This is a genomic window from Algibacter agarivorans (assembly GCF_039543245.1).
Classification (GTDB): Bacteria; Bacteroidota; Bacteroidia; order Flavobacteriales; family Flavobacteriaceae; genus Algibacter_G; species Algibacter_G agarivorans.
This window is the reverse complement of record NZ_BAABJJ010000021.1, coordinates 33860-53688: the sequence shown is the minus strand read 5'-3', so window position 1 is coordinate 53688 and position 19829 is coordinate 33860. Positions and strand designations below refer to the sequence as shown.

General features: G+C 32.7%; 21 protein-coding genes and 1 pseudogene. 3 read left to right on the top strand and 19 right to left on the bottom strand.

All coding sequences use genetic code 11. The features are described 5' to 3' along the window. Positions 1 to 80 precede the first annotated feature (80 nt). From ABD935_RS08220 to ABD935_RS08210, 3 genes are all read right to left on the bottom strand, one after another. On the bottom strand, positions 81 to 647 hold the full coding sequence (locus ABD935_RS08220) for a DUF2306 domain-containing protein (RefSeq protein ID WP_345191362.1): 567 nt from the start codon (positions 645 to 647) through the stop codon (positions 81 to 83). 574 nt (positions 648 to 1221) lie between these two features. Continuing rightward, positions 1222 to 2829: an alpha-L-fucosidase gene (locus ABD935_RS08215; RefSeq protein ID WP_345191360.1), complete on the bottom strand. Its 1608-nt coding sequence runs from the start codon at positions 2827 to 2829 to the stop codon at positions 1222 to 1224. Positions 2830 to 2835: 6 nt separating this feature from the next. Further along, positions 2836 to 4434 (bottom strand): alpha-L-fucosidase, encoded by a 1599-nt coding sequence (locus ABD935_RS08210; RefSeq protein WP_345191359.1) that lies wholly within the window; start codon positions 4432 to 4434, stop codon positions 2836 to 2838. Positions 4435 to 4653: 219 nt separating this feature from the next. Between ABD935_RS08210 and ABD935_RS08205 the strand changes: the two genes are divergently transcribed. Beyond that, positions 4654 to 6240, top strand: a complete 1587-nt coding sequence (locus ABD935_RS08205) for a tetratricopeptide repeat protein (RefSeq protein WP_345191357.1) — start codon at positions 4654 to 4656, stop codon at positions 6238 to 6240. Between the two features lie 485 nt (positions 6241 to 6725). On the opposite strand, the gene ABD935_RS08200 is transcribed toward ABD935_RS08205, so the two are convergent. The 8 genes from ABD935_RS08200 to ABD935_RS08165 form a co-directional block, all read right to left on the bottom strand. Further along, on the bottom strand, positions 6726 to 7292 hold the full coding sequence (locus ABD935_RS08200; protein ID WP_345191356.1) for a pyridoxamine 5'-phosphate oxidase family protein: 567 nt from the start codon (positions 7290 to 7292) through the stop codon (positions 6726 to 6728). Between the two features lie 13 nt (positions 7293 to 7305). Next, on the bottom strand, positions 7306 to 7782 hold the full coding sequence (locus ABD935_RS08195; protein ID WP_345191354.1) for a Dps family protein: 477 nt from the start codon (positions 7780 to 7782) through the stop codon (positions 7306 to 7308). Further along, entirely contained in the window at positions 7763 to 8233 is a 471-nt protein-coding gene (locus ABD935_RS08190; protein WP_345191353.1) for an OsmC family protein, read from the bottom strand. The genes ABD935_RS08195 and ABD935_RS08190 overlap by 20 nt, the downstream gene beginning before the upstream one ends. A gap of 20 nt (positions 8234 to 8253) precedes the next feature. Beyond that, entirely contained in the window at positions 8254 to 9243 is a 990-nt protein-coding gene (gap, locus tag ABD935_RS08185) for a type I glyceraldehyde-3-phosphate dehydrogenase (protein ID WP_345191352.1), read from the bottom strand. A 12-nt stretch (positions 9244 to 9255) separates the two neighbouring features. After that, positions 9256 to 10236: an alpha/beta fold hydrolase gene (locus ABD935_RS08180; protein WP_345191350.1), complete on the bottom strand. Its 981-nt coding sequence runs from the start codon at positions 10234 to 10236 to the stop codon at positions 9256 to 9258. A 16-nt stretch (positions 10237 to 10252) separates the two neighbouring features. Then, positions 10253 to 10663: a DUF1348 family protein gene (locus ABD935_RS08175; RefSeq protein ID WP_345191349.1), complete on the bottom strand. Its 411-nt coding sequence runs from the start codon at positions 10661 to 10663 to the stop codon at positions 10253 to 10255. 56 nt (positions 10664 to 10719) lie between these two features. Then, positions 10720 to 11259: a carboxymuconolactone decarboxylase family protein gene (locus ABD935_RS08170; RefSeq protein ID WP_345191348.1), complete on the bottom strand. Its 540-nt coding sequence runs from the start codon at positions 11257 to 11259 to the stop codon at positions 10720 to 10722. Between the two features lie 65 nt (positions 11260 to 11324). Next, positions 11325 to 11888 carry a TetR/AcrR family transcriptional regulator gene (locus tag ABD935_RS08165; RefSeq protein WP_345191346.1) on the bottom strand — a complete coding sequence of 188 codons (564 nt, stop codon included), beginning with the start codon at positions 11886 to 11888 and terminating at the stop codon, positions 11325 to 11327. 401 nt (positions 11889 to 12289) lie between these two features. Between ABD935_RS08165 and ABD935_RS08160 the strand changes: the two are divergent. Then, positions 12290 to 13262 (top strand): annotated as a pseudogene (locus ABD935_RS08160) (IS110 family RNA-guided transposase). Positions 13263 to 13318: 56 nt separating this feature from the next. Here the strand turns inward: ABD935_RS08160 and ABD935_RS08155 are convergent. From ABD935_RS08155 to ABD935_RS08140, 4 genes are all read right to left on the bottom strand, one after another. Next, a complete protein-coding gene (locus ABD935_RS08155) occupies positions 13319 to 14479 on the bottom strand; it encodes a toxin-antitoxin system YwqK family antitoxin (protein WP_345191345.1) in 1161 nt (386 codons plus the stop codon). A 327-nt stretch (positions 14480 to 14806) separates the two neighbouring features. Then, complete coding sequence (locus ABD935_RS08150) at positions 14807 to 15445, bottom strand: DUF1349 domain-containing protein (RefSeq protein WP_345191344.1); 639 nt, start codon at positions 15443 to 15445, stop codon at positions 14807 to 14809. A gap of 196 nt (positions 15446 to 15641) precedes the next feature. Next, on the bottom strand, positions 15642 to 16316 hold the full coding sequence (locus ABD935_RS08145) for a hypothetical protein (RefSeq protein WP_345191342.1): 675 nt from the start codon (positions 16314 to 16316) through the stop codon (positions 15642 to 15644). A gap of 153 nt (positions 16317 to 16469) precedes the next feature. Continuing rightward, on the bottom strand, positions 16470 to 16961 hold the full coding sequence (locus ABD935_RS08140; RefSeq protein ID WP_345191340.1) for a DUF6680 family protein: 492 nt from the start codon (positions 16959 to 16961) through the stop codon (positions 16470 to 16472). A gap of 84 nt (positions 16962 to 17045) precedes the next feature. Here ABD935_RS08140 and ABD935_RS08135 point away from each other — a divergent pair, with 84 nt between their 5' ends. Further along, the gene (locus ABD935_RS08135; protein ID WP_345191339.1) at positions 17046 to 17219 is read left to right on the top strand and encodes a hypothetical protein; all 174 of its coding nucleotides are present in this window, start codon (positions 17046 to 17048) and stop codon (positions 17217 to 17219) included. Here the strand turns inward: ABD935_RS08135 and ABD935_RS08130 are convergent. From ABD935_RS08130 to ABD935_RS08115, 4 genes are all read right to left on the bottom strand, one after another. Next, positions 17196 to 17504, bottom strand: a complete 309-nt coding sequence (locus ABD935_RS08130; protein ID WP_345191337.1) for a hypothetical protein — start codon at positions 17502 to 17504, stop codon at positions 17196 to 17198. The genes ABD935_RS08135 and ABD935_RS08130 overlap by 24 nt on opposite strands. 4 nt (positions 17505 to 17508) lie before the next feature. Beyond that, positions 17509 to 18012, bottom strand: a complete 504-nt coding sequence (locus ABD935_RS08125) for a hypothetical protein (protein ID WP_345191336.1) — start codon at positions 18010 to 18012, stop codon at positions 17509 to 17511. Between the two features lie 142 nt (positions 18013 to 18154). Beyond that, positions 18155 to 18904, bottom strand: coding sequence for a CPBP family intramembrane glutamic endopeptidase (locus ABD935_RS08120; protein WP_345191335.1), 750 nt, complete (start codon positions 18902 to 18904; stop codon positions 18155 to 18157). A 408-nt stretch (positions 18905 to 19312) separates the two neighbouring features. After that, on the bottom strand, positions 19313 to 19741 hold the full coding sequence (locus tag ABD935_RS08115) for a hypothetical protein (protein WP_345191333.1): 429 nt from the start codon (positions 19739 to 19741) through the stop codon (positions 19313 to 19315). Positions 19742 to 19829 lie beyond the last annotated feature (88 nt).

Genomic DNA, 19829 nt, shown 5'->3' with positions numbered 1-19829 from the left:
TACGAGACCCGTACGTACGGTGGTGTGAGAGGCGCACTGGCTATCTTTTGGTAGTCAGCCGTCTACTCGATTAGTGGCTTTTATTTCTTTCTATTCCATTGAAAAACTAATTCTGACAAGAATAGTGGTAAGAAGGTAGCCAAGTATCCAATGGTAGCTGCTCTCTCAATAAATGTCCCTATTTGAGCTGCCTCAAAATAATCATTAAAAAACCGAAAAGATATAAAAACCATCGTTACAATATAACTTCGAATCATCCACTCTTTATGCTGTTGAATTCTTTTCAATTTGGCAGTTCGATATGCCATAAGAACTGTTATAATCCAAATGACTGCAGCTACTTGTAATGTTAGTGCCCATGTAAAATGTATTTTGATTGCAGTATTCCAAGCCAAATAAGATGAACACAATGAAGTAATAATTATCGAGAGAATGTAAATTTTTCCGAGCTGTCGATGAAGTTTAATATTTCTATTTCTAAACCATTTCCAAAATTGTAGTGGTCCTAAAATCACTGCAACTATTGCTGTTGTAAGGTGACAAATAAGCCACCACTTTACATTCCAAAACCTTCCTAATGTTTCTTCTTTCATGCCATAATGTTCTAAATCTCTAGAAATATAGAATAGTGCAATAAGAAAGACCATTATTAAAATCACATTCCAAAATGATGTTTGGTTATTAGAATTCAATTTTTTATTCATCATCATTAATTTTTTGCAGAAGTTTGTTTAATTGCCACTGACGGTTTAGGGTATGGAAAGTTGCGGATTTGAAACCGCAATTTTCCGATGTTTAAATTTAAGTTATTTATGTTTTAGAAACATTCTATTTTATTGAATTAAGCAATTTTTTATACCCATTGTTGTATGTAGGTGTTTATTCAAGGCTTATCAGTTTAATGTTTAGCACTACTCTTGTTATTTTATCTTAATGCACTGAAGTTGACTACGAATAACGAATTTATTTTGTTTTTTTGTGAGGGGTTAAACCGTAATGTCCCGTGGGTAAACTGGAATGGATTTGTAAGCTCTTTGGCGAGTGGTTTTAGTGCATATTTCTTGTGCAGATTTGCCAATGTGCTTACAAATAGGTAGGACTATGTTCTGTCTATATTTTAAATTGCCTTATCATCCAATTACAAAGGAGAACTAATTCCACTGTAAAATACGTATGAGTAGGTACACAAATTAGATTACTATGAGTACTTTCCTTATAACTTTATTTTGTTACCAATTTAACTTTATAGCAAAAAGCATGTTTGCCTGGGTGGTTATCAGGAAACGAAAGTTCTAAACCATAAACATCTCTATTCCACTCTACTTTTTCATCAGAGCCAATTAAGCTAATATTTACTATTTCCTTATCGAAGTATGGTAAAATAGTCGACAACATTTTTGCTGTTATTTTACCTTTAGTTGGGCGATCTAGAACAATAACATAAAGTGTATTTTCATCTTTACTTGTTGTATATCGAATGTCATCATCTGTATAAATAGCTTCCCAATTTTCATTAAAATGGTCATCCTTCTTTAAAGTAGTAGGACCTTCACCATCAATTTTCCAGGGACGCGTATTGTAAATAGCCTCACCGTTCATATCTAACCACTTACCAATCCCCAATAAAGTTTCTTTCTGATCTTCAGGAATAGTTCCATCAGACTTGGGACTAACATCGAGAAGCAAACATCCATTTTTGCTAACTACATCGCAAAGAATCTCTACAATAGCCTCGGGCGAACGCGATTTACGGCCATTATAAAACCAGCCTCCCAAAGGTGTGTCACTCAACCAAGGGTCTGCACGTAGTCCCGTTGAACGTCCCTTTTCATAATCTAGGATACCTGCCTTAGGAGGAATGCAAACGTCGAACTTTATTTTGTAACACAAACCAATTTCCTTCTTTTTTTGCTCTGCTTCGTTTAGTAAATAAGCAAATGCTTTTTTACGGATATTGTCGCTTAGCAATTCCAAGCCCATATCAAACCAAAATAAATCTGGAGAATATTTGTCAGCTGACTCTTTTAGAATATCGAACCAACGTTGTTCAAAATCAGCATCGGGATAAGGTTCAAAGCTATCACTATCCGGCGAAAATCCATGGACTTTTCCGTAAAGGTCTTCATTACCTGTTATTCCCCCGTCAAAAGCAAAAGAATGATAATACCAATACCAAGTAAAAGCGTGATGGTAAGTAATGAGGTATTTCATGTTACGCTTGCGTATGGCTTTTTCAAGTTCTCCAGTAATGTCAATTCCAGCCATGTCTTTGCTATTCCAACGGCTAATATCAGAATCCCAGTTTAGATAATTATCGTGAAATACACCAATTGGTCCCATGAATTTTGCACCAGCTTTGTCAAAGAGGTCAGCCCACTCTTCAGCATTGAATTTAGTTGGATTAAATTGCTTGATGATATCTTTATATCCTACCTCGTTTTGATCGCCACCAAATAATTCCTTATGTCTAAGAAATTCTCCAGATGGTTTAGCTTCTCCTCTAGGGGCATTATTCCAATATACACCTATGGTATCGTACATAGCCCATCCATACCATTCTGTGGTTTTATTTTGAGTGGCTAAAGTAGCTGGGCCAATACAAGTAAAAATACCAAACTTGGCATCTCGGAACCATTCAGGAACAGAATGTTTGGCAATGGAAGGCCATTCTTCTTTGAAAGTTTTACCTGACTTTTTTGCCTGTTCAATTTGATCGACTTCACTGGCATTTTCTTTTTCAGCTAGTTTGTTTTGTGCGTAAACTACTTGGTGCATGCTTAATAGAAGCAATGCTATGCATATTCCTAAAGGTTGAATTTTATTTTTCATAATATTTTAGTTGTTTGATACTTTTTTTAATTTCAGTTTATAACAAAATGCATGTTTCCCGTTTATATTTTTAGGGAATGAGAAAGTCATATTAGTTTCGTTTTGCTTCCATACAATGTTTTCATGAGAACCAATTAGGCTTACACTTTCAATTTCGCGACTTAAATATTCGAAACCTTTACCCAGTTTTTTAGACACCACGGTATTTGTTGTAGGTTCGTCCATCACAATTACGTAAAGTGTATTATGATCTTTGCTTTGTGTGTATCGAATATCTCTTTCGGTGTAGATTGCTTCCCAATTTTCATTAAAATGTCCGTCTTTTTCGAGTTTCGTTGGGCCTTCTTCAGCAATAACCCACGGACGTGTATTGTAAATTGCTTCACCGTTTACTTTTAACCATTCACCTATACCTAATAAGGTTTCTTTTTGATCGTTGGGAATGGTTCCATCCGGTTTTGGACTTACATCTAACAGCAAGCATCCGTTTTTGCTTACAATATCAATAAGGATTTCAATAATGGCTTCGGATGACCGAGATTTACGTCCATTATAAAACCAACCACCAAGAGGTGTGTCGGTTAACCAAGCATCTTCACGTGCACTTTGTGAGCGACCTTTTTCAAAATCAAGAATTCCTGCTGATGGAGGAATACAAATATCAAATTTTGTTTTGTAAGAGATGCCAATTTCTTGCTGATTTTGTTCCCCATTATTAAGTATCATTGCATAAGCTTTTTTACGAATATCATCGCTTAATAACTCTAACCCCATGTCAAACCAAAATAAATCTGGCTTATATTTTATAGCAGCTTCTTCTAGCTTTTTAAACCATAAATCTTCGTATTCGGCATCGGGGTATTCTCCAAAACTATCTGGATCGTCAGAAAATGTATGTGGTTTGCAATATAGATCCTGATATTCTGGATTTGCTCCATCGTATTTATGCGATTCAGTAAAAAACCACCAAGAAAAAGCATGATGAAAAGTTATCAGGTATTTCATGTTTTTTGCACGAATTGCCTTTTCCAATTCGCCTACAACATCAATACCAGCAGTACGTTTCATATTCCAACGTGTAACTTCGGAATCCCACAACATAAAATTATCGTGATGACATCCCATAGGACCCGAAAATTTAGCTCCAGCTTTAAAAAATAAATTTGCCCACTCTTCTGCATCAAATTTATCGGGCTGAAAATCCATAATCAAATCCTTGTAACCATATACATTTTGGTCGCCAAATAATTCTTGATGTAGCTTAAATTCTCGTGTAGTATCGGGAGAATCAGGTCGAACAGCATTTGTCCAATACTTCTGTTTTTTATTATACATGGCCCAACCCCACCATTCGGTAGTTTTGTGTTGTGTTGCCAAAACGGCTGGACCAAAATGCGTGTAAATACCAAATTTAGCATCTCTAAACCATTCAGGTGTGGAATGACGAGCTATGGAAGGCCATTCTTCTTTGTAAATTTTTTTCACTTCATGTTTCTCTTTTTCTTGAATAGTTTCACTTAAATTTTTCTGAGATTTTTTTTGGCAATATGTACTATTGCTAAAAAACAGAATGGCTAGTAGTAAAATTGATTTAATTAGGTTCATAAACACTTTAGTTTTAATATTATTTTATTGTTGTGAGCGCTTTATTTAAATGGTTTTATCTTAAACCATATACTTCTGTATATCAACATTTCAAAATTATATTATTGCATTTAATTCAACTTGTTTTCAACTATATTTAAACTATATTTCAGTGCGCATACCCCTAACGTAGACTATATTTGAAACATATTTAAGTATCTTGCATGTCAAAAAAACAACATGCGATTTTTGTTAACTTTTTTATATGTATTAATAATTATTTGCTCAAATTCAGTCTTATCTCAAAACTCAATAGATACCTCATTTTTTAAAATTGAGAAATTTAATAAAGATAGATATCATATGTCACAAGCTCCTGCTGAGGAAGCTTATTCCTATTTCGCTAAAGGATCAGAATACTTTTTATCAAAAGGTGATACCATTAATCATTTAAATTGTGTTGTTCATATGTCGGATGTTGAGTACCGAAAAGGTAGATTTAATAATGCATTCGATTTACTTTGGGATGTAATGCCTATGGCTAATAAGATTTCTAATAAAAAACCATTACTAGAAATTCATCAAATGTTAGGCATTCTATATGGTGTTTATGATATAGAAAAGGAGGCTTTATACCATTTGAAAGAAGGACTGAAAATTGCCAAAAAATACGTAAAGTTGGATGAAAAATATAGGGAACGACTTACTGCCTGTTATTTTGATGTTGCTATACAAAATGTAGCTATGCAAGATTATGATTCAGCTCTCCAATATCTTGATACTTGTTATAAATCTGATAAGTCTGGAAGCAGGTTGTATTTTGTTGATGCAGTATATGGGCAAGTATATGTTGAGCTAAAAGAATATGATAAGGCTAAAAAATATTTAGAAGGTGTACTTGCATACCTTGAAAAACAAGGAAATGGTTTTCAAGTTTCGGTGTCATATTATATGGGTGAATTGAAAAGTGCAATTAATGAAACAGATAGTGCTTTTGTTTTCTATAATAAATCTCTAAATGCTATAGATTCTCTGCAAACCCAAACGAAATTAAAACCTTTAGTTTTAGAGAAAATTGCAATGCTGTATGGAAAAGAGAATAAACATAGGTTTGCTTTTGACTATATGCAAAAGTCTAAGAAGTGGTCAGACAGCTTATTTAATACCCAAAGTCAACAAAATAAAAGTCTTTTTGAGATAAAAAATAGGTATAAAGACGATCTGAAAAAAAAGGAAGAACAAATAGAAACCCAAACGAAACTGTTAAAATTAAACAATAAAGCCAAATTTAGATTGAGGTTATTAATTATTGTTATAATATTATTGACATCGATAGCCTTCATCACATATAGGTTGAAAGTAAAAATGAAAAAATTAGCTTTTAAAAAGAAACTTAATGATGACAAGAACAAAACGATACTTAATATTAAAAACAAAGAACTTACCGCTAATGCTTTGCAAATAATAGAGAAGGAGCAATTTGTTAAAGAACTGTTAGAAGAACTTAAAGATAAGTTACCTGACTCACATAAAACTTTACACAACAAATACAAACAGAGTAACAAGAAAATATGGGAAGATTTTCATCTCCGCTTTACTCAGATCAATAAAAGTTTTTACGACCAATTATTGAAACAATATCCTGAATTAACTCCGACAGATTTAAAACATTGTGCTCTTGTGAAACTAAATTTTGATAGTAAAGAAATGTCTCACTTATTAGGAATTTCTGTAAATAGTGTGCATATGGCTCGTTCACGTATCCGAAAAAAAATGAATTTAAAAAGAGAAGATAATTTGAGTAATTTTTTGAATAAGATAAAATAATTCTTACCAACGATAAGCTTTATTACAACCATGAAATTTGTTTAGAAAATCTAGTTTATTTAGTGGTTGTTATTGGTATAGAGTAATTTAGCTACTTTAGGCTGCAAGAATTGTACTTGTTTCTAAATTTTGGTTTGTGTGCAAGTTTGTGCAATGTGCATGGGCTTCCTAGTATTTTTTTTGCGGAAGGAAGAAAAAACAAATAAATTCCTAATAAGTTACCACTGAACTATCTTCAAAGAGCTTAAAAATATTTTCCTTTCGGCTTAATTAAGTAGTTTGGTTTTCAAAGGGTTAAGCCCGTTCTGAGTCACTTACATACAACGTCTCGTTTAAGAGCAGTAGCGGAATAAATGCATTCACATTTTTTATAACAAGATACTTAATTAAAACAAAAAAAGGTTTGAGATTGCGCCCAAACCGCTATTGCTTTTATACATTGTTAGCAACTTGCTGTTTTCTCCATAATAATTCAAAATAGCAAACTATTCATTTTTTAATTTATCTATATATGGTTTTATTTCTTCAATGGTATATCGTTGCTGGATGTGCTGTGGGCAGTTTATATCCCAAGCCGTTATTTTTATTTTAATGATTCGTTCTATAGGGACGTCATAGTCTTTATCTATAAACTGTTCCATAAGATTTGATTCATTTGTGATGATGGAAGCTTCTCCCCAAATTTTTATTCGTTTCCTATTTGGGTAATCTATTAAAAAGAGGTGTACTTTATTATTTTCATCAAAATTACCTACTGAAATATATTGCCTATTTCCTGAAAAGTCTGCAAAGGCCAGATGTTGGTCATCCAGCACTTTTAAAAAGCCTTTAGGACCACCTCTATGTTGAATGTAAGGTTGCCCATCTGCATTAGCCGAAGCCATATAAAAAGAATCTCTTTTACTAATAAAAAAACGGAGTTGTTCTGTGATTTTAGTTTGCCAATCCCTTTTTTCTGCCATATTTTGATAGGCTACTCTTGAGCCCATTTCTTCTTGTCTATTTTTTACTGACGGAGTGAATGCAATATCACTTATATATCTTGAATCCATACGTGTGTGTTTTTTAATTTATGTAGGCAGAATACATCCAAACTGATTTTTCCTGCTCTCTAATGTAATCGCTCATTAGAGCATTTGTTCCTTCATCATTTGAATCTGATGCAAGGTCTAATAATTCCCTTTCGAGCGGTAATAGTGTTTCATATCCCTTCAAAATTACTTTAATGGCTTGTTCTCCATTGCTTATGTCTTTTGCCTCTTTTATGGATGCTTCCTTTAAATAATCAGAATAGGTATGTAATGGTGTGTAGCCTAAAGTTAAAATTCGTTCTGCAATTTCATCTATTTTAATTAATGAATCGTTGTACAATTCTTCAAATTTAAGATGTAGTTCAAAAAAATTAGTTCCTTTAATGTTCCAATGAAAACCTCGGGTATTCATATAGAAAATTTGATAGTTTGCTAGTAATGTGTTTAATTTTTCTGATAAGGATTTTGACTCAATGCGGTCTAACCCAATCTTATTTAATTGTTTTTTCATCTTTTTGGTTTGTTATATGGTTAATGGTGGAGTAAACTTCTACAGTTCTAATCTTTATTTCATTTAGTAGTGTCTTATTTACGGGACATCTATCTGCAATTTCCATAAGTCGCGCTCTTTGCGCATCATTCAGGTTACCTAATAGTTCGACTTTTTTTTCAATTAAGTGGGCATACCCATCTGTTGAGTCACATTCTTCACAATCTTTGTGATGCACTCGCTTTTGTGATAGGGTAACTTCTACACCTTCTAAGTCCCATTTTTTTCTGTCAGCATACATTCTTATGGTCATAGCGACACAACCACCTAAAGCCATTAGCAATAAACTATAAGGGTCTGTGCCTTCATCTGTGCCAAAAGGATCTGGCTCATCTCCAATTACTTGATGTGTTCCATCAGAAAAAATAGTTCTATACTTCGAACGGTCGATTTTTGCAGTGACATTTTTCATTATTTTATTTTTAATATTAGTTATACATTTTCTAAAATCTGACGAATCATTTGATTTGCAAAGCCCCACTCATTATCATACCAGGCTAATACTTTTACTAAGTCACCATCAACCACTTTTGTCATTTCTAAATCAATAACTGCGGCGTGTGGGTCTTTAACTATGTCACTTGAAACAATAGGGTCATTAGTCACTCTTATTACATTTTTATAACGAGCAGTTGAAGCCTCTTCTGTAAATATTTGATTGAGTTCTTCTTTAGAGGTTTTTCTAGCTGTTACTAGTGTAATATCTGAAACCGACCCAATTGCTACTGGAACTCTAATTGCCATACCATCAAATTTACCTGCGTATTCTGGCAACGCCTTAGTGGTTGCTGTGGCTGCACCTGTCGAGGTGGGAATTAAATTATTCATTCCAGACCTTCCCATTCTTGTTTTTTTAGAGGGTGCATCTACTGTGCTATTGGAAGATGTGTTTGCGTGTACTGTGGTCATTATCGCTTTTGCTATACCTATTCTTCTGCCTAAAATCTCAATAACAGGACTTATATTGTTTGTGGTACAGCTTGCACAAGAAAATATAGTGTTCTTTCCATCTTTAGTATTTACACCGTGCACAACCGTTGGAACTCCACCACTTGCGGTAGGTCCCGAAATTACAACGACTTTAGCTCCTGCATCGACGTGTTTTTGAGCGTCTTCTTCTTTAGTAAAAAAGCCTGTACTTTCTATTACGACATCTACATCAAGTTCTTTCCAAGGAAGGTCTTCCGGATTTCTTTGAGAATAGAAAGGAATTGTTTTCCCGTTTACTAGTAAACTATCATTCTCTACAGTTACGTCTTTTTCAAAAATTCCGTGAACACTATCATATTTTAAGAGGTAGGCAATGTTATCTATGAAAGCAATATCATTAACTGCTACCAAGTCTAATTCTGGATTATCTAAAATTATTTTCAAAGAGGCTCTTCCTATGCGCCCCATTCCGTTTATTGCTATTTTTTTCATTTTTGTTCTATTTTATTGGTTAATTGTTTTCATAAATGCCCTCATTTTTGAAATGATTTCGGCGCCATCTTCCTCTAGTGCAAAGTGTCCTGTGTTAAAAATGTTGTAATCAATATTATTTACATCCTTTTTAAAGGCTGCAGCGCCACTCTCAGGAAAAAACTCATCATTTTTACCCCAAACAACTAAAAGAGGCGGTTGATTATCTCTTAAATATTGTTGCCACGTCGGGTATAGTGTTAAATTATTCTGGTAATCATACAATAAATCAAAAGCCGCATTATGAGCATTAGGTCGTGATAGTCTTAAATAGTCTAGTTGCCAGTTATCAGGATTAACATTTTCAATATTTCTAGTCCCGTGTGTATATTGCCACTTCAATCCCTCTAATGAAAATGCAGGTAGTATTGCTTTTTCAGTCTCGAGAGTTCTATTTGCCCATAGTACTCTTATATCTTTCCAAGCTTTTCCAAGCCCTTCTTCATACGCATTTCCATTTTGATTAATGATTGCTGTAATGCGCTCAGGGTGGGCGGTTGCAATCCTAAAACCTACGGGAGCGCCAAAGTCTTGAATCATTAAGGCGTAAGAGTTAAGTGCTTTCTTTTCAAGAAAAGCGTCTATGGTCTTTGCTAAATTGTCAAAGGTGAATTGATACTCATCTGGAGAAGGGAAATCACTATTCCCAAATCCAGGGTAATCTGGTGCTATGAGATAAAACTCATCAGATAACTCGTTTAAAACCTTGCGATATTGTTGTGAAGATGAAGGAAAACCGTGTAGTAATACGATAGTTGGGTTATCTGGATTTCCAGCTTCTCGATAGGCGATATTCACTCCATTAATATCGATGCTTTTAAATTTAGTAGCCTGCTCTTTTGATGCAGTCTGTGTCGCCGTTACGGTAGGAGTAACGCTTTTTTCTTCTACTTTCTGTTGACACGCTACGATGAGTAGGAGCAGCAGTAATTTAAGTGTGATAAATTTTTTCATTGTGTTTGTTTTAAGGTTATAATTTTCTTTGTGTTTCTTTTATTTTTAAGTCATTAATGCTGGCATATCTCTTTTGCATCAATCCGTCTGCGTCAAACTCCCAGTTTTCATTGCCATAAGCTCTAAACCATTGACCGTCTTTGTTTCTGTATTCATACTCAAATCGTACAGCAATTCTATTATCAAGAAAAGCCCATAATTCCTTTTTGAGTTTATATTCTAATTCTTTTTGCCATTTGTCTTTTAGAAATTCTTGTACTTCTTGGCGCCCATTAATAAATTGATTTCTGTTGCGCCACTCTGTATCTTGAGAGTAGGCCAACGAAATTTTTACAGGGTCTTTACTATTCCAAGCGTCTTCTGCCAGTTGTACTTTCTGTTTTGCTGTTTCAGCATTGAATGGTGGTAGAGGATGTTTTTTTTCCATGATTTTAAAAATTTATTAGTACAATGTGTATTCTTGCATTGTCCTTTAGATGAGTTTTATATTTTAGATACTAAAGGAAAATCTATTGCTGTTTTGGCTGTGTTATTGAAATAGTTTGTAAATACGTTTAATGCTACGTGCGCTATGATTTCTCCAATCTCTCCCTCGGTATAACCAGCATCTTTTACAAGCCGTACGTCTTCATCAGACACCCTTCCTTGAGTGGTTACTAGTTTTTTAGCAAACACCAAACCTGCTTGAGTTTTTTTATCGGAATTTTGGGCTATTCTTGCTGATTGTAAAGACGTTGAATCTATTTTCACTAAATTTTCTCCAATAAAAGTGTGTGCAGATAGGCAATAATCACAATTATTCTCTTGCGATACTGTTAAGGCTATTAATTCGCCCATCTTTGCACCAATACTTGCTTTAGCTAATGCACCGCTTAAGTTTAAGTAACCTTCTAGTACAGCAGATGAGTTACCCATGGTTCTCATCATATTTGGCACCATACCCAACTTTGATTGAACTCCGTTAAATAATTCTTTTGATTTGCCAGTTGTTGTTTCTGGATTTAATGCTTGTAATCGTTTCATTTTTGTAAAATTTATAATTATTAGTAATTTACCGACCGTTCGGTAAATATTTTAGTTAAAAAAAACTACTCTTTATTATAGCGATTTTTAATTGTTTTTAATGTGTTTTCAAAAATAGTTAAATCTTTAAGTCCTTCAGAGACGATTAGACTTCCTTGAATATCAATCAAATTTTGTACAGCATTGCTTTTCGCTACTTCTTTAGATTGTCCAAAAGCTAATCCAAGTTCCTTGAAATGATGAATCCATTGTTCCATGCCATTTTTAATACGACTTCCAAATAATTCAAGACCTACTTTCATAGATAATGTTCTAAAAATACAGGAATCTTCACCGCCATTATATAACTCTTTAATATTATTTATACTTTCGTTTAATCTTTGATCTGGTGTGAGTGTGTTATTTATTAAGGCACCGAATATTTTTATTTCAACCCATTTATCTATATAGTTAAATACAGCTTCTGCCATTTGTTTTTTACCCTCTGGAAATCTGTGATACAAACTAGCTTTTTTTAACCCTGTAGCATCAGATATTTCATTAAGGCTTGCGCCTTCATATCCTTTTTCTCTGAACACTTTGGTCAAAGCAGAATACATATCGTTATCTAAAACTTTTTGTGGTCTCATAGGGCAAATATACGAATAAAAATAAAATTACCAAACGTTCGGTAAAATATTATTTTGGCTTGTTGCCAACGCTGTTGTGTATGGTTAGTTGCGTGATTAAGCACCTAATTTAGCAAATAAATCACAGATAGAATATTCCGCAGGAATGTTCGTAAGTCGGCAGTGACCAAGCCATTAATTATACACGTCTTAAGTTTGTCTTTTATTACATTTAACAAATAAACAGAAAAGACAAAAGAGAGGAATAAGGTTATTATACACGCAGAAGCTTAAGACTTCGTCAACATTGAAAATCCCCTCTCTTTTCTACACAGATTTCGTACAGTTCTATGAGGCTTTTTAGACCTCGATTTTAAGTCGTTGAAACTCGCGTAGGTTGTCCTTTCAAAAAATAGTTTCTTATGAATAAAGATATTAAATATTTTGGACTTGACATCAGTCATTTAGTTTTCGATGTTACCGATTCTGATGGTAATTATTATCAGTTTAAAAACAATGAATTTGGCTTTAAGAAGTTTACAAAACTCTTAAATTGTGATAGCCATTGTGTAATGGAAGCTACAGGTTATTATCATTATCAGTTGGCTTATCATTTGCTAGAATCAGGTATAAAAGTATCTGTAGAAAATCCATTAGCTGTAAAACGTTTTATACAGATGAGGTTGTCAAAAATTAAGACAGATAAGAGCGATTCTAAACTTATATGTGATTATGCAGAGCAGGTTGAATTAAAGTTATGGCAAGGTAATTCTAAAAACGAAATAGAATGTCTTCAAATCGTTAGAACCCTTTCTGTATATACAAAAAAAAGCACTATGTGCAAAAAACAAATTACATGGTGAAGCAGTTTTAGGACATCCAAGTAAAGATGTTTTGAGATCCTTAAAACGTAGTTTAAAGCATCTTGAGAAAGAGATAAAAACCTTAGAAGATAAGTTATTGGTTTTGGTAAAACAAGTACATCAAGATTTGTTAACGCGTTTGAAAACTATTCCAGGTATTGGTCCTAAAACAGCAATTATGTTAGTGGTTTTAACAGGTGGCTTTTATCGTTTTACAAGCGCAAGCGAATTATGTAGTTATGCTGGTTTAACTCCAGTAATTAGACAAAGTGGAAGTAGTGTAAACGGACGACCAAGAATTAGTAAAATAGGGAATCAGAAACTGAGAAATTTATTATTTATGTGCAGTTTTAATGCTTGTAAATACAACAAATCTTGCCGTGATCTTTATGAGCGAATAGTAGCCAAAGGAAAGAGTAAAAAATTAGCATTAATAGCTGTCTGTAATAAGTTGCTAAAACAGGCCTTTGCTATCGCTAAATCAGGATTAATATATGATGGTGAATATAAAAGTACTTTAGTGAAAAATTAATGAATTTTTACTTGTTTTTTACCACAGTACTTTGTTAGCCTTTCGTTAGTTTGAGTTTATCCTTTGATTTCTTTATCATCTTTGTAGATTACTTTTTTTGTCAATTTTCCTTTTTTATTATAATTCTCGAAAAGTCCATCTTTTAAGCCATCTTTAAAGTTTCCTTTCTTCATAATTTTACCGTTTTCATAGTAACTATCACAACGTCCATTCAATTTGTCATTTTTATAGGTTTGAATCCATGACAATTCACCGTTTTCAAAATATATTTCAAAGACACCATTCTTTTCTCCATTAATGTAATTTCCTTTCAATTTTGAGTTGCCATTTTCATGATAAGTTTCATAGATCCCGTCTTTTATATCGTTGATAAAATTTGCTCTTATGTTTAATTTACCGTTTTCAAAATAGGTTTCAAAGTGTCCATTTAGCTTGCCATTTTTATAAGTAGTTTTAGCGAACAATTGTCCATCGTTATAATACTTAAGCAATGAACCATTCCTAACTCCGGCTTTATACGTCGATACTTCCTCCAATTGTCCATTCTCATAATACCCCTTAGCAGAGCCATCTATTTTCCCTTCCTTATAATTTGATTCCTCTTTTAATTGACCATTTTCAAAATATGCAGTATAGGGTCCATTAATTTCACCCGCTTTATACACAAACGTTTCGAGTAATTGTCCGTTTTCATAATATTCTTCATATAAACCTTCGCGTTTACCGTCCTTGTATATGACAAGATCTTTTAATTGGCCATTCTTGAAAAATGATTTTATCGTGTCTTGGGGTGAACCATCCTTCCAGATAAATTTGAAATGTAAATTACCATTATCGTAATATTCTTCAGAAATACCATCTGGTGAAATGTCTTTCCATATATATCTTGCATGAAGTTGTCCATTTTCAAAGTAGCTCTCGTAAAGTCCACTTTGTTGACCGTCCTTAAATGATGTTTTAACTTTTAATTGACCATTACTATAATACTCTTGTGATGGACCTTCTTTTAATCCATTTTTTACATGAAATTTTACTTTTAGCTTGTTATTTGGATGATTATGATAAATAATACCGTTCAATTTTTCTCCATTCAAAAGATATATAAATTGGCCGTTAACGTCTTCTACCTCAACTTTTGATAAATGGATTTCATTTTGAGAATTTAACAAATTAAAAGTTAGTAGACTTATTAGAATAAATAAAATGGAATTTTTCATGGCTTTAAATAATAATTAATTTAGCCAATTTTTGATTAGAAATAAATGATATAAATCATAAAATCTGGGATGTTCACGTGTACTTCTATATCAACTATGAAGTTAAAATCTTAAGTTATAAAATATAGGGTAAGTATTTTTAATGAAGGCTAACGGTTGGCGGTAAGAAATCGTTGCGCATTTCGGAGCTCAAACCTATCAAATCGCTACACCGTTTATTAAATGTTATGTCGTTCAAATTTAGCACTTTTCGCGCAATGTTTTTTACCGCGTGTTGGCTGCTGGTGTTCCGTGTCAAATAATATTCTTTCTATTTACAATGGTAAATCATTTTGAAATTGCATTATACTTTATTTCGGAAAAGACTGAAGTTAATCCATTACCAATAGGTGATTGAGATGCAAAACCAATTTTTATTGGCTTTTCAGAATCTAACCTGAAATATCTAATTCCTATCCATTTTTTACTATCAAGCGAATAGGAGAATACAATTTGCCTTCCTTTTTTTGATATTTGCATATAAACCGAATTGCCCTCAACGTAATCGGAATAGGCATCGTCTGACACCTCGTTGGTAACAACTGTAACCATCCGATTTTTAGAAGGAGCCTCGTTTTCAAAACAAAATTTAGCCCAGTAATTTTCATCAATATACACAATAAGCATCGCTGCTTCCCATTTAGATTTATGCTCTGCCAATGCATTTGCGCTAAATACAAAATTACTATCTGGCCTAAATACTAACTTTGGCATATTACTTTGATTGAAATGTCCATGAGGTGCATAAAACATATTCGTGTTGGGGCCTGCACTTATTTCAATTGTTCCATTCTGAATATTAAAGCTATCAGGTTTTATTATCCACTCAAGAGGTTGAGGAATTTCTTTTACCTCACACATTTTTACCTCCTGCGTAAATGCAGTTTTTCCTACAAGAATAATCATTAAAAGTAATACTGTTCTCATATTAAATATTTTTTAAAGTTTACTAACATTGTATCTGATGCCCTCCATTTGCAGCCAACGGTCTTGTATATGAAAAGTAGCGGATTTTACGCACTTACCATTCGGATTATAACAGACCTTTAATTTATTCATTTTCTTTTATTTAAGCGTTTATACCGCTATTTTTTACCACAGTACTTTGTTGTATGTAGTTATTTTAAGCAGGGTATTGAATGATAAAATGATTAATTCCAGAAATCATAAGTTTCACTTCAGCGACTTCATATTCTCCATAATTTCCGTGTGCAGCATTATTTTTTAAATCCATCCATGCAGTAATTTGCTTTTGATACATTTTATTATATACTCCAGCTTTGGCTAATTCTGAATTTATAGTATCAGCCTTTTTTGAGACTTCTTTTCCTTTTCCATTCGTGAAAGTAGTATCGATTGAAACTTTATCACAAAGTTTCTTAAGATGTGATTCAAGCGTACTTCCTACAATAACAGCAGAAGCGTCTTTATATCCTTCTGATAGCAAGTATGAAGCCATTTCCAAATAGTCAGCAAATACTTCAGAATGAATTAGTTCAGCTACTGATTTTAAATAATCATTTTCAAGGTCATCTTTTAATGCGATAATAATTCCAATGATTTGTCTTAACCTAGAACCAACCATCACTCCATCTTTCTCTAATATTCTTAAAACTTCCTTGTTGTATTCAGAATTCAATCCGCTAATTCGAACAACTGCAGCTTTGCATTTTCCGATTAGAACTGTTTTCTTTTCTAAAGGTAAGTCTCTTAAATCTGTATATTTAGATTGAGGAACTGTCTTATTAAATTCCTCTATAATTTTGTTCAACTGTGTTATGAATATTTCTTTGTTCATTTTTTTTTAATTACATACAACGGGTTTGTGTATGAATAGTTTTTGGGTTGGTTTTCTCTAACTTTCGGCTAAAAATACACAATGCAAGGATGCAGTAAATAGATTAAGGCACGAAGCGAAAATTATTTATACACGTTGTTGCAAAATCGTTTTTTATTTTGTTTCATCGTTTCTTTTCTTTCCTAAGTGTTCGGAATTTTGTAAAACTCTTAAAAATTCTTGGTAATAAGTTCCGACCAACAATTGACTATCAGCCCTCGTTTGAGGAGAATAATAATTGTCAATGTCCAAGTCTTGAAGATTGTCAATATTCAAATGTTCAGCCATCTTCCGTAATAGGATTATTAAATACCTCCCACTGTCTGAAAGCTCAGGAGAATTTGGTGCGGTTGACTTGTAGAGTTCCTTATACGCTGTCAGAACAGATTGCGCTTTATGAAAAACAACTACAATTTGATTTAAAGCGATTAGATATTCATCCGTGCGAGGAAGAAGTCCGCGTTGCCCCATTAAAACCCGATAAATTTCCATTTGACGTGTTTTTTCCGCCTTTTTCTCGTCGAGATAACGTGTTACTTGAACAGCTATTAAAGGAGAAACCAATATCGCTATAATACTTACTATTCCTATTATGTTTGAATCCATTAATATTTTATTATTTATTAAGCGTTTAATTTGTCAGTCGCACGCAACAGTTGCGCACTGCTAAGGTCAGTCGAAAGTTATATTATGTCAGTTTTAAAATCCGAAATTATTAGTCAAATATATAAGGTTATAGAGAATTTGGGAGGAAAGTCCGATATTCTTTCTATTATTGGCTCTATTGGCGATACACATAACGATGACGAAATATTAGAATACTTAAAAACTTGGAATAGGTTAAATTCTGCAAATGATTCTTGATATATCCCTGTCATTTGGGTTATAATCTTTCTTTATTTTAATATCTTCAATACGTATTGTTAACTCGACTATATGGGTTAAGTCGTAAAACTTCCACCCTAACACATTTGTGCTTTTACTTTTGCCTCCAACTGAAAATGCCCTTAACACAATATTTCCGTTGTCCTCATGTTCTCCTATCAAATAAGGCTCAACAACTTTTGGAAGCCCCTTGTATTTAAACTGAATTAATTTATGTTTAGAAATTGCTTCGCAAATTGTTTTAATATTTTTTTTCTCATTCATATTTTTAAATGCTCATAATAAATGATAGTATTTTGGAAGTTCCAATATTTGTATAAGTGGCACTATACAAAACTTTGAAATTATAGTCTCTAATCACTAAAGTGGTTGTTATGTCATCATATTCTTTGGAACAAGTCCAAAATAAATATAATGTATCTTCTTTCATTTTAGTTTTACCTTTTTTGAAATTCTTTTTTTCCAAAATAAATTTGGATTGTCTTATAGCTTGAGGAACACGATTTTTATTTATACTGTAATTAGCTCCCATAATACTCAAAACAATTTTTTTATATTTAGATAAATCAGATTCAAGAGGCACATTAATTATTGTGGATTCTGGCTTTAAATTTAATTCTCTTTGTTCAGAAATATTCACATTGGTTTTTGATGTGTTAGATTGAACTTGTTGAGAAAATAAATTGCAACAAAAAAGTAAAATAGGAATGATTAATAATTTATTCATCTTTTTAGACATTAATTTCGGTTTATCGCGTTCTCTCTCATTCATACTCGGTAAATGTTTTGCAACGTTTATGTGTATGGAAAGTTGCGTGCTTGTGTGCGAGGATTTTCCGAAGGAAAATCAGATGCATGCAAGCAAAGCAACTAACATTGTTTAAGCTAAAAATAGCAATTTTTTATACACGGTGTTACCTGCTGGTTTTTAATTCCGTTTGTTTATTATTCGTCTGTTTTTTTATAATCAAAATCATTGTCAAAATCAGTCCAAAACCTAATATTATTAGAAGCGATATTTTTTGATAAGAATTAAAATCAGCAAGATTTTCAGTTAGCTTTGGTGACACAAAAAAACTTGTCAGATTAAAAGCTAAATGTGTTAAAATACTCAACCAAATATTTCTTGTCTTTAAATAAATATAACCCAAAACTATTCCGCCAATAAAAGGTCCAAACAAACCATTTTCTGAAAAAATGTGAGCAATACTAAAAATTAAAGCAGAAACCCAGATTGCTTTAGAAAATCCTTTTTCGTTAAATAATTTCTGTGATATAATTCTACGAAAGTATATCTCCTCGAAAAAAGCCCAAAGAGTTAGTAAAATCAAATATCTTGGTAATTCAGACTGCGTTGGTCTAATTTGGTCAGTCCATTGCCATTCCATTAAATTATAAACTAATAATGGAATAAAATAAGTTGCTAAAAAGAGTCCAATAATTCCGATAATAATTGGGAAAAGGTATATAATTCGGAAAGTTGAGTTTTCTTTTTTCGGAAGCAAGCTTGGATTAAATTTAATAAGGAAAAATCCAGCTAAAATAATTGACAAAATATTAATAATTCTACTTGTCCAAAAGTCGTTAAGTCCAGAAGAAAAATAATAACCTATTAGTAATATGAGTAAACTCAAAAATAAATTCAGATAAAGTCTTTTACTCATATTTGATTTGGATTCGGTTCGGTTTTTTCAACTTGCAGGTAACGTGTTTGTGTATGATTTCGTTGCGTTTTAAGCACTAAAGTTAGCAAATAAATCACAGATAGAAAGTCCGCGAGGACTTTCGTAAGTAGGCTATAACTAGCAATGAATTATACACGGTGTTCTACGCAGTTTTTATTCCGCTAAATCAAACTCGAAATTTGAATTAACATCGAAACTCCGTAAATTATTGATATTATAATTATTCCCTTTTTTATATTTTTCCCGTGCTTTTCTGTCCAATTCAGATAGTCAGCTTTTTTAGATTCTGATACTTTCCATTTTCCATTAGCATATTTAAATCCGAAATACATAATTGTTGTAAATATGACGATTCCAATAATTGAAGTCAAAAGACTTGGTTCCATATTATTTCTGCTTTTTATTTAAATATTCTCTTGCATCTCTCAAATTCAATTCCGTTTCATTAAAAGCAGAACTTCCATTTCTGTCGAGATTAAAAATAGGTTCTTCTAAATTTCCTAATGCAATCATCAATTGATAAACTGTATCTGAATTTTCGTTTTCGAGTTCAGTTTTAAGCCACTTTCTAAAGTTCGGAATTAATTCGTTTTTGTGAATTTTACTTAATGACCAATAGGCACTTATTCGTTCTTTTGAGTCCGAGTAAAGTCCGCTGTCTATTCCTTTGATAATTTGATTTTCCAATTCAATTGGTTTTAGATTGTTTAATCCAGATTCGGCAATTACTTTTTCTTCGTATTCCGATTTTTTATTTCCGTTAGCTTTTTCAAAAATATAAGCTGAAGCCTCAAATTGGTCGTTTGTTAATTTCATTTTCTTTTAAGCACGATGTTTTTTCAAATTGCGTAGAACTTGTTTATATGGATTATTAAACCCTCTATAATGTGTCAATTTGGAGGGA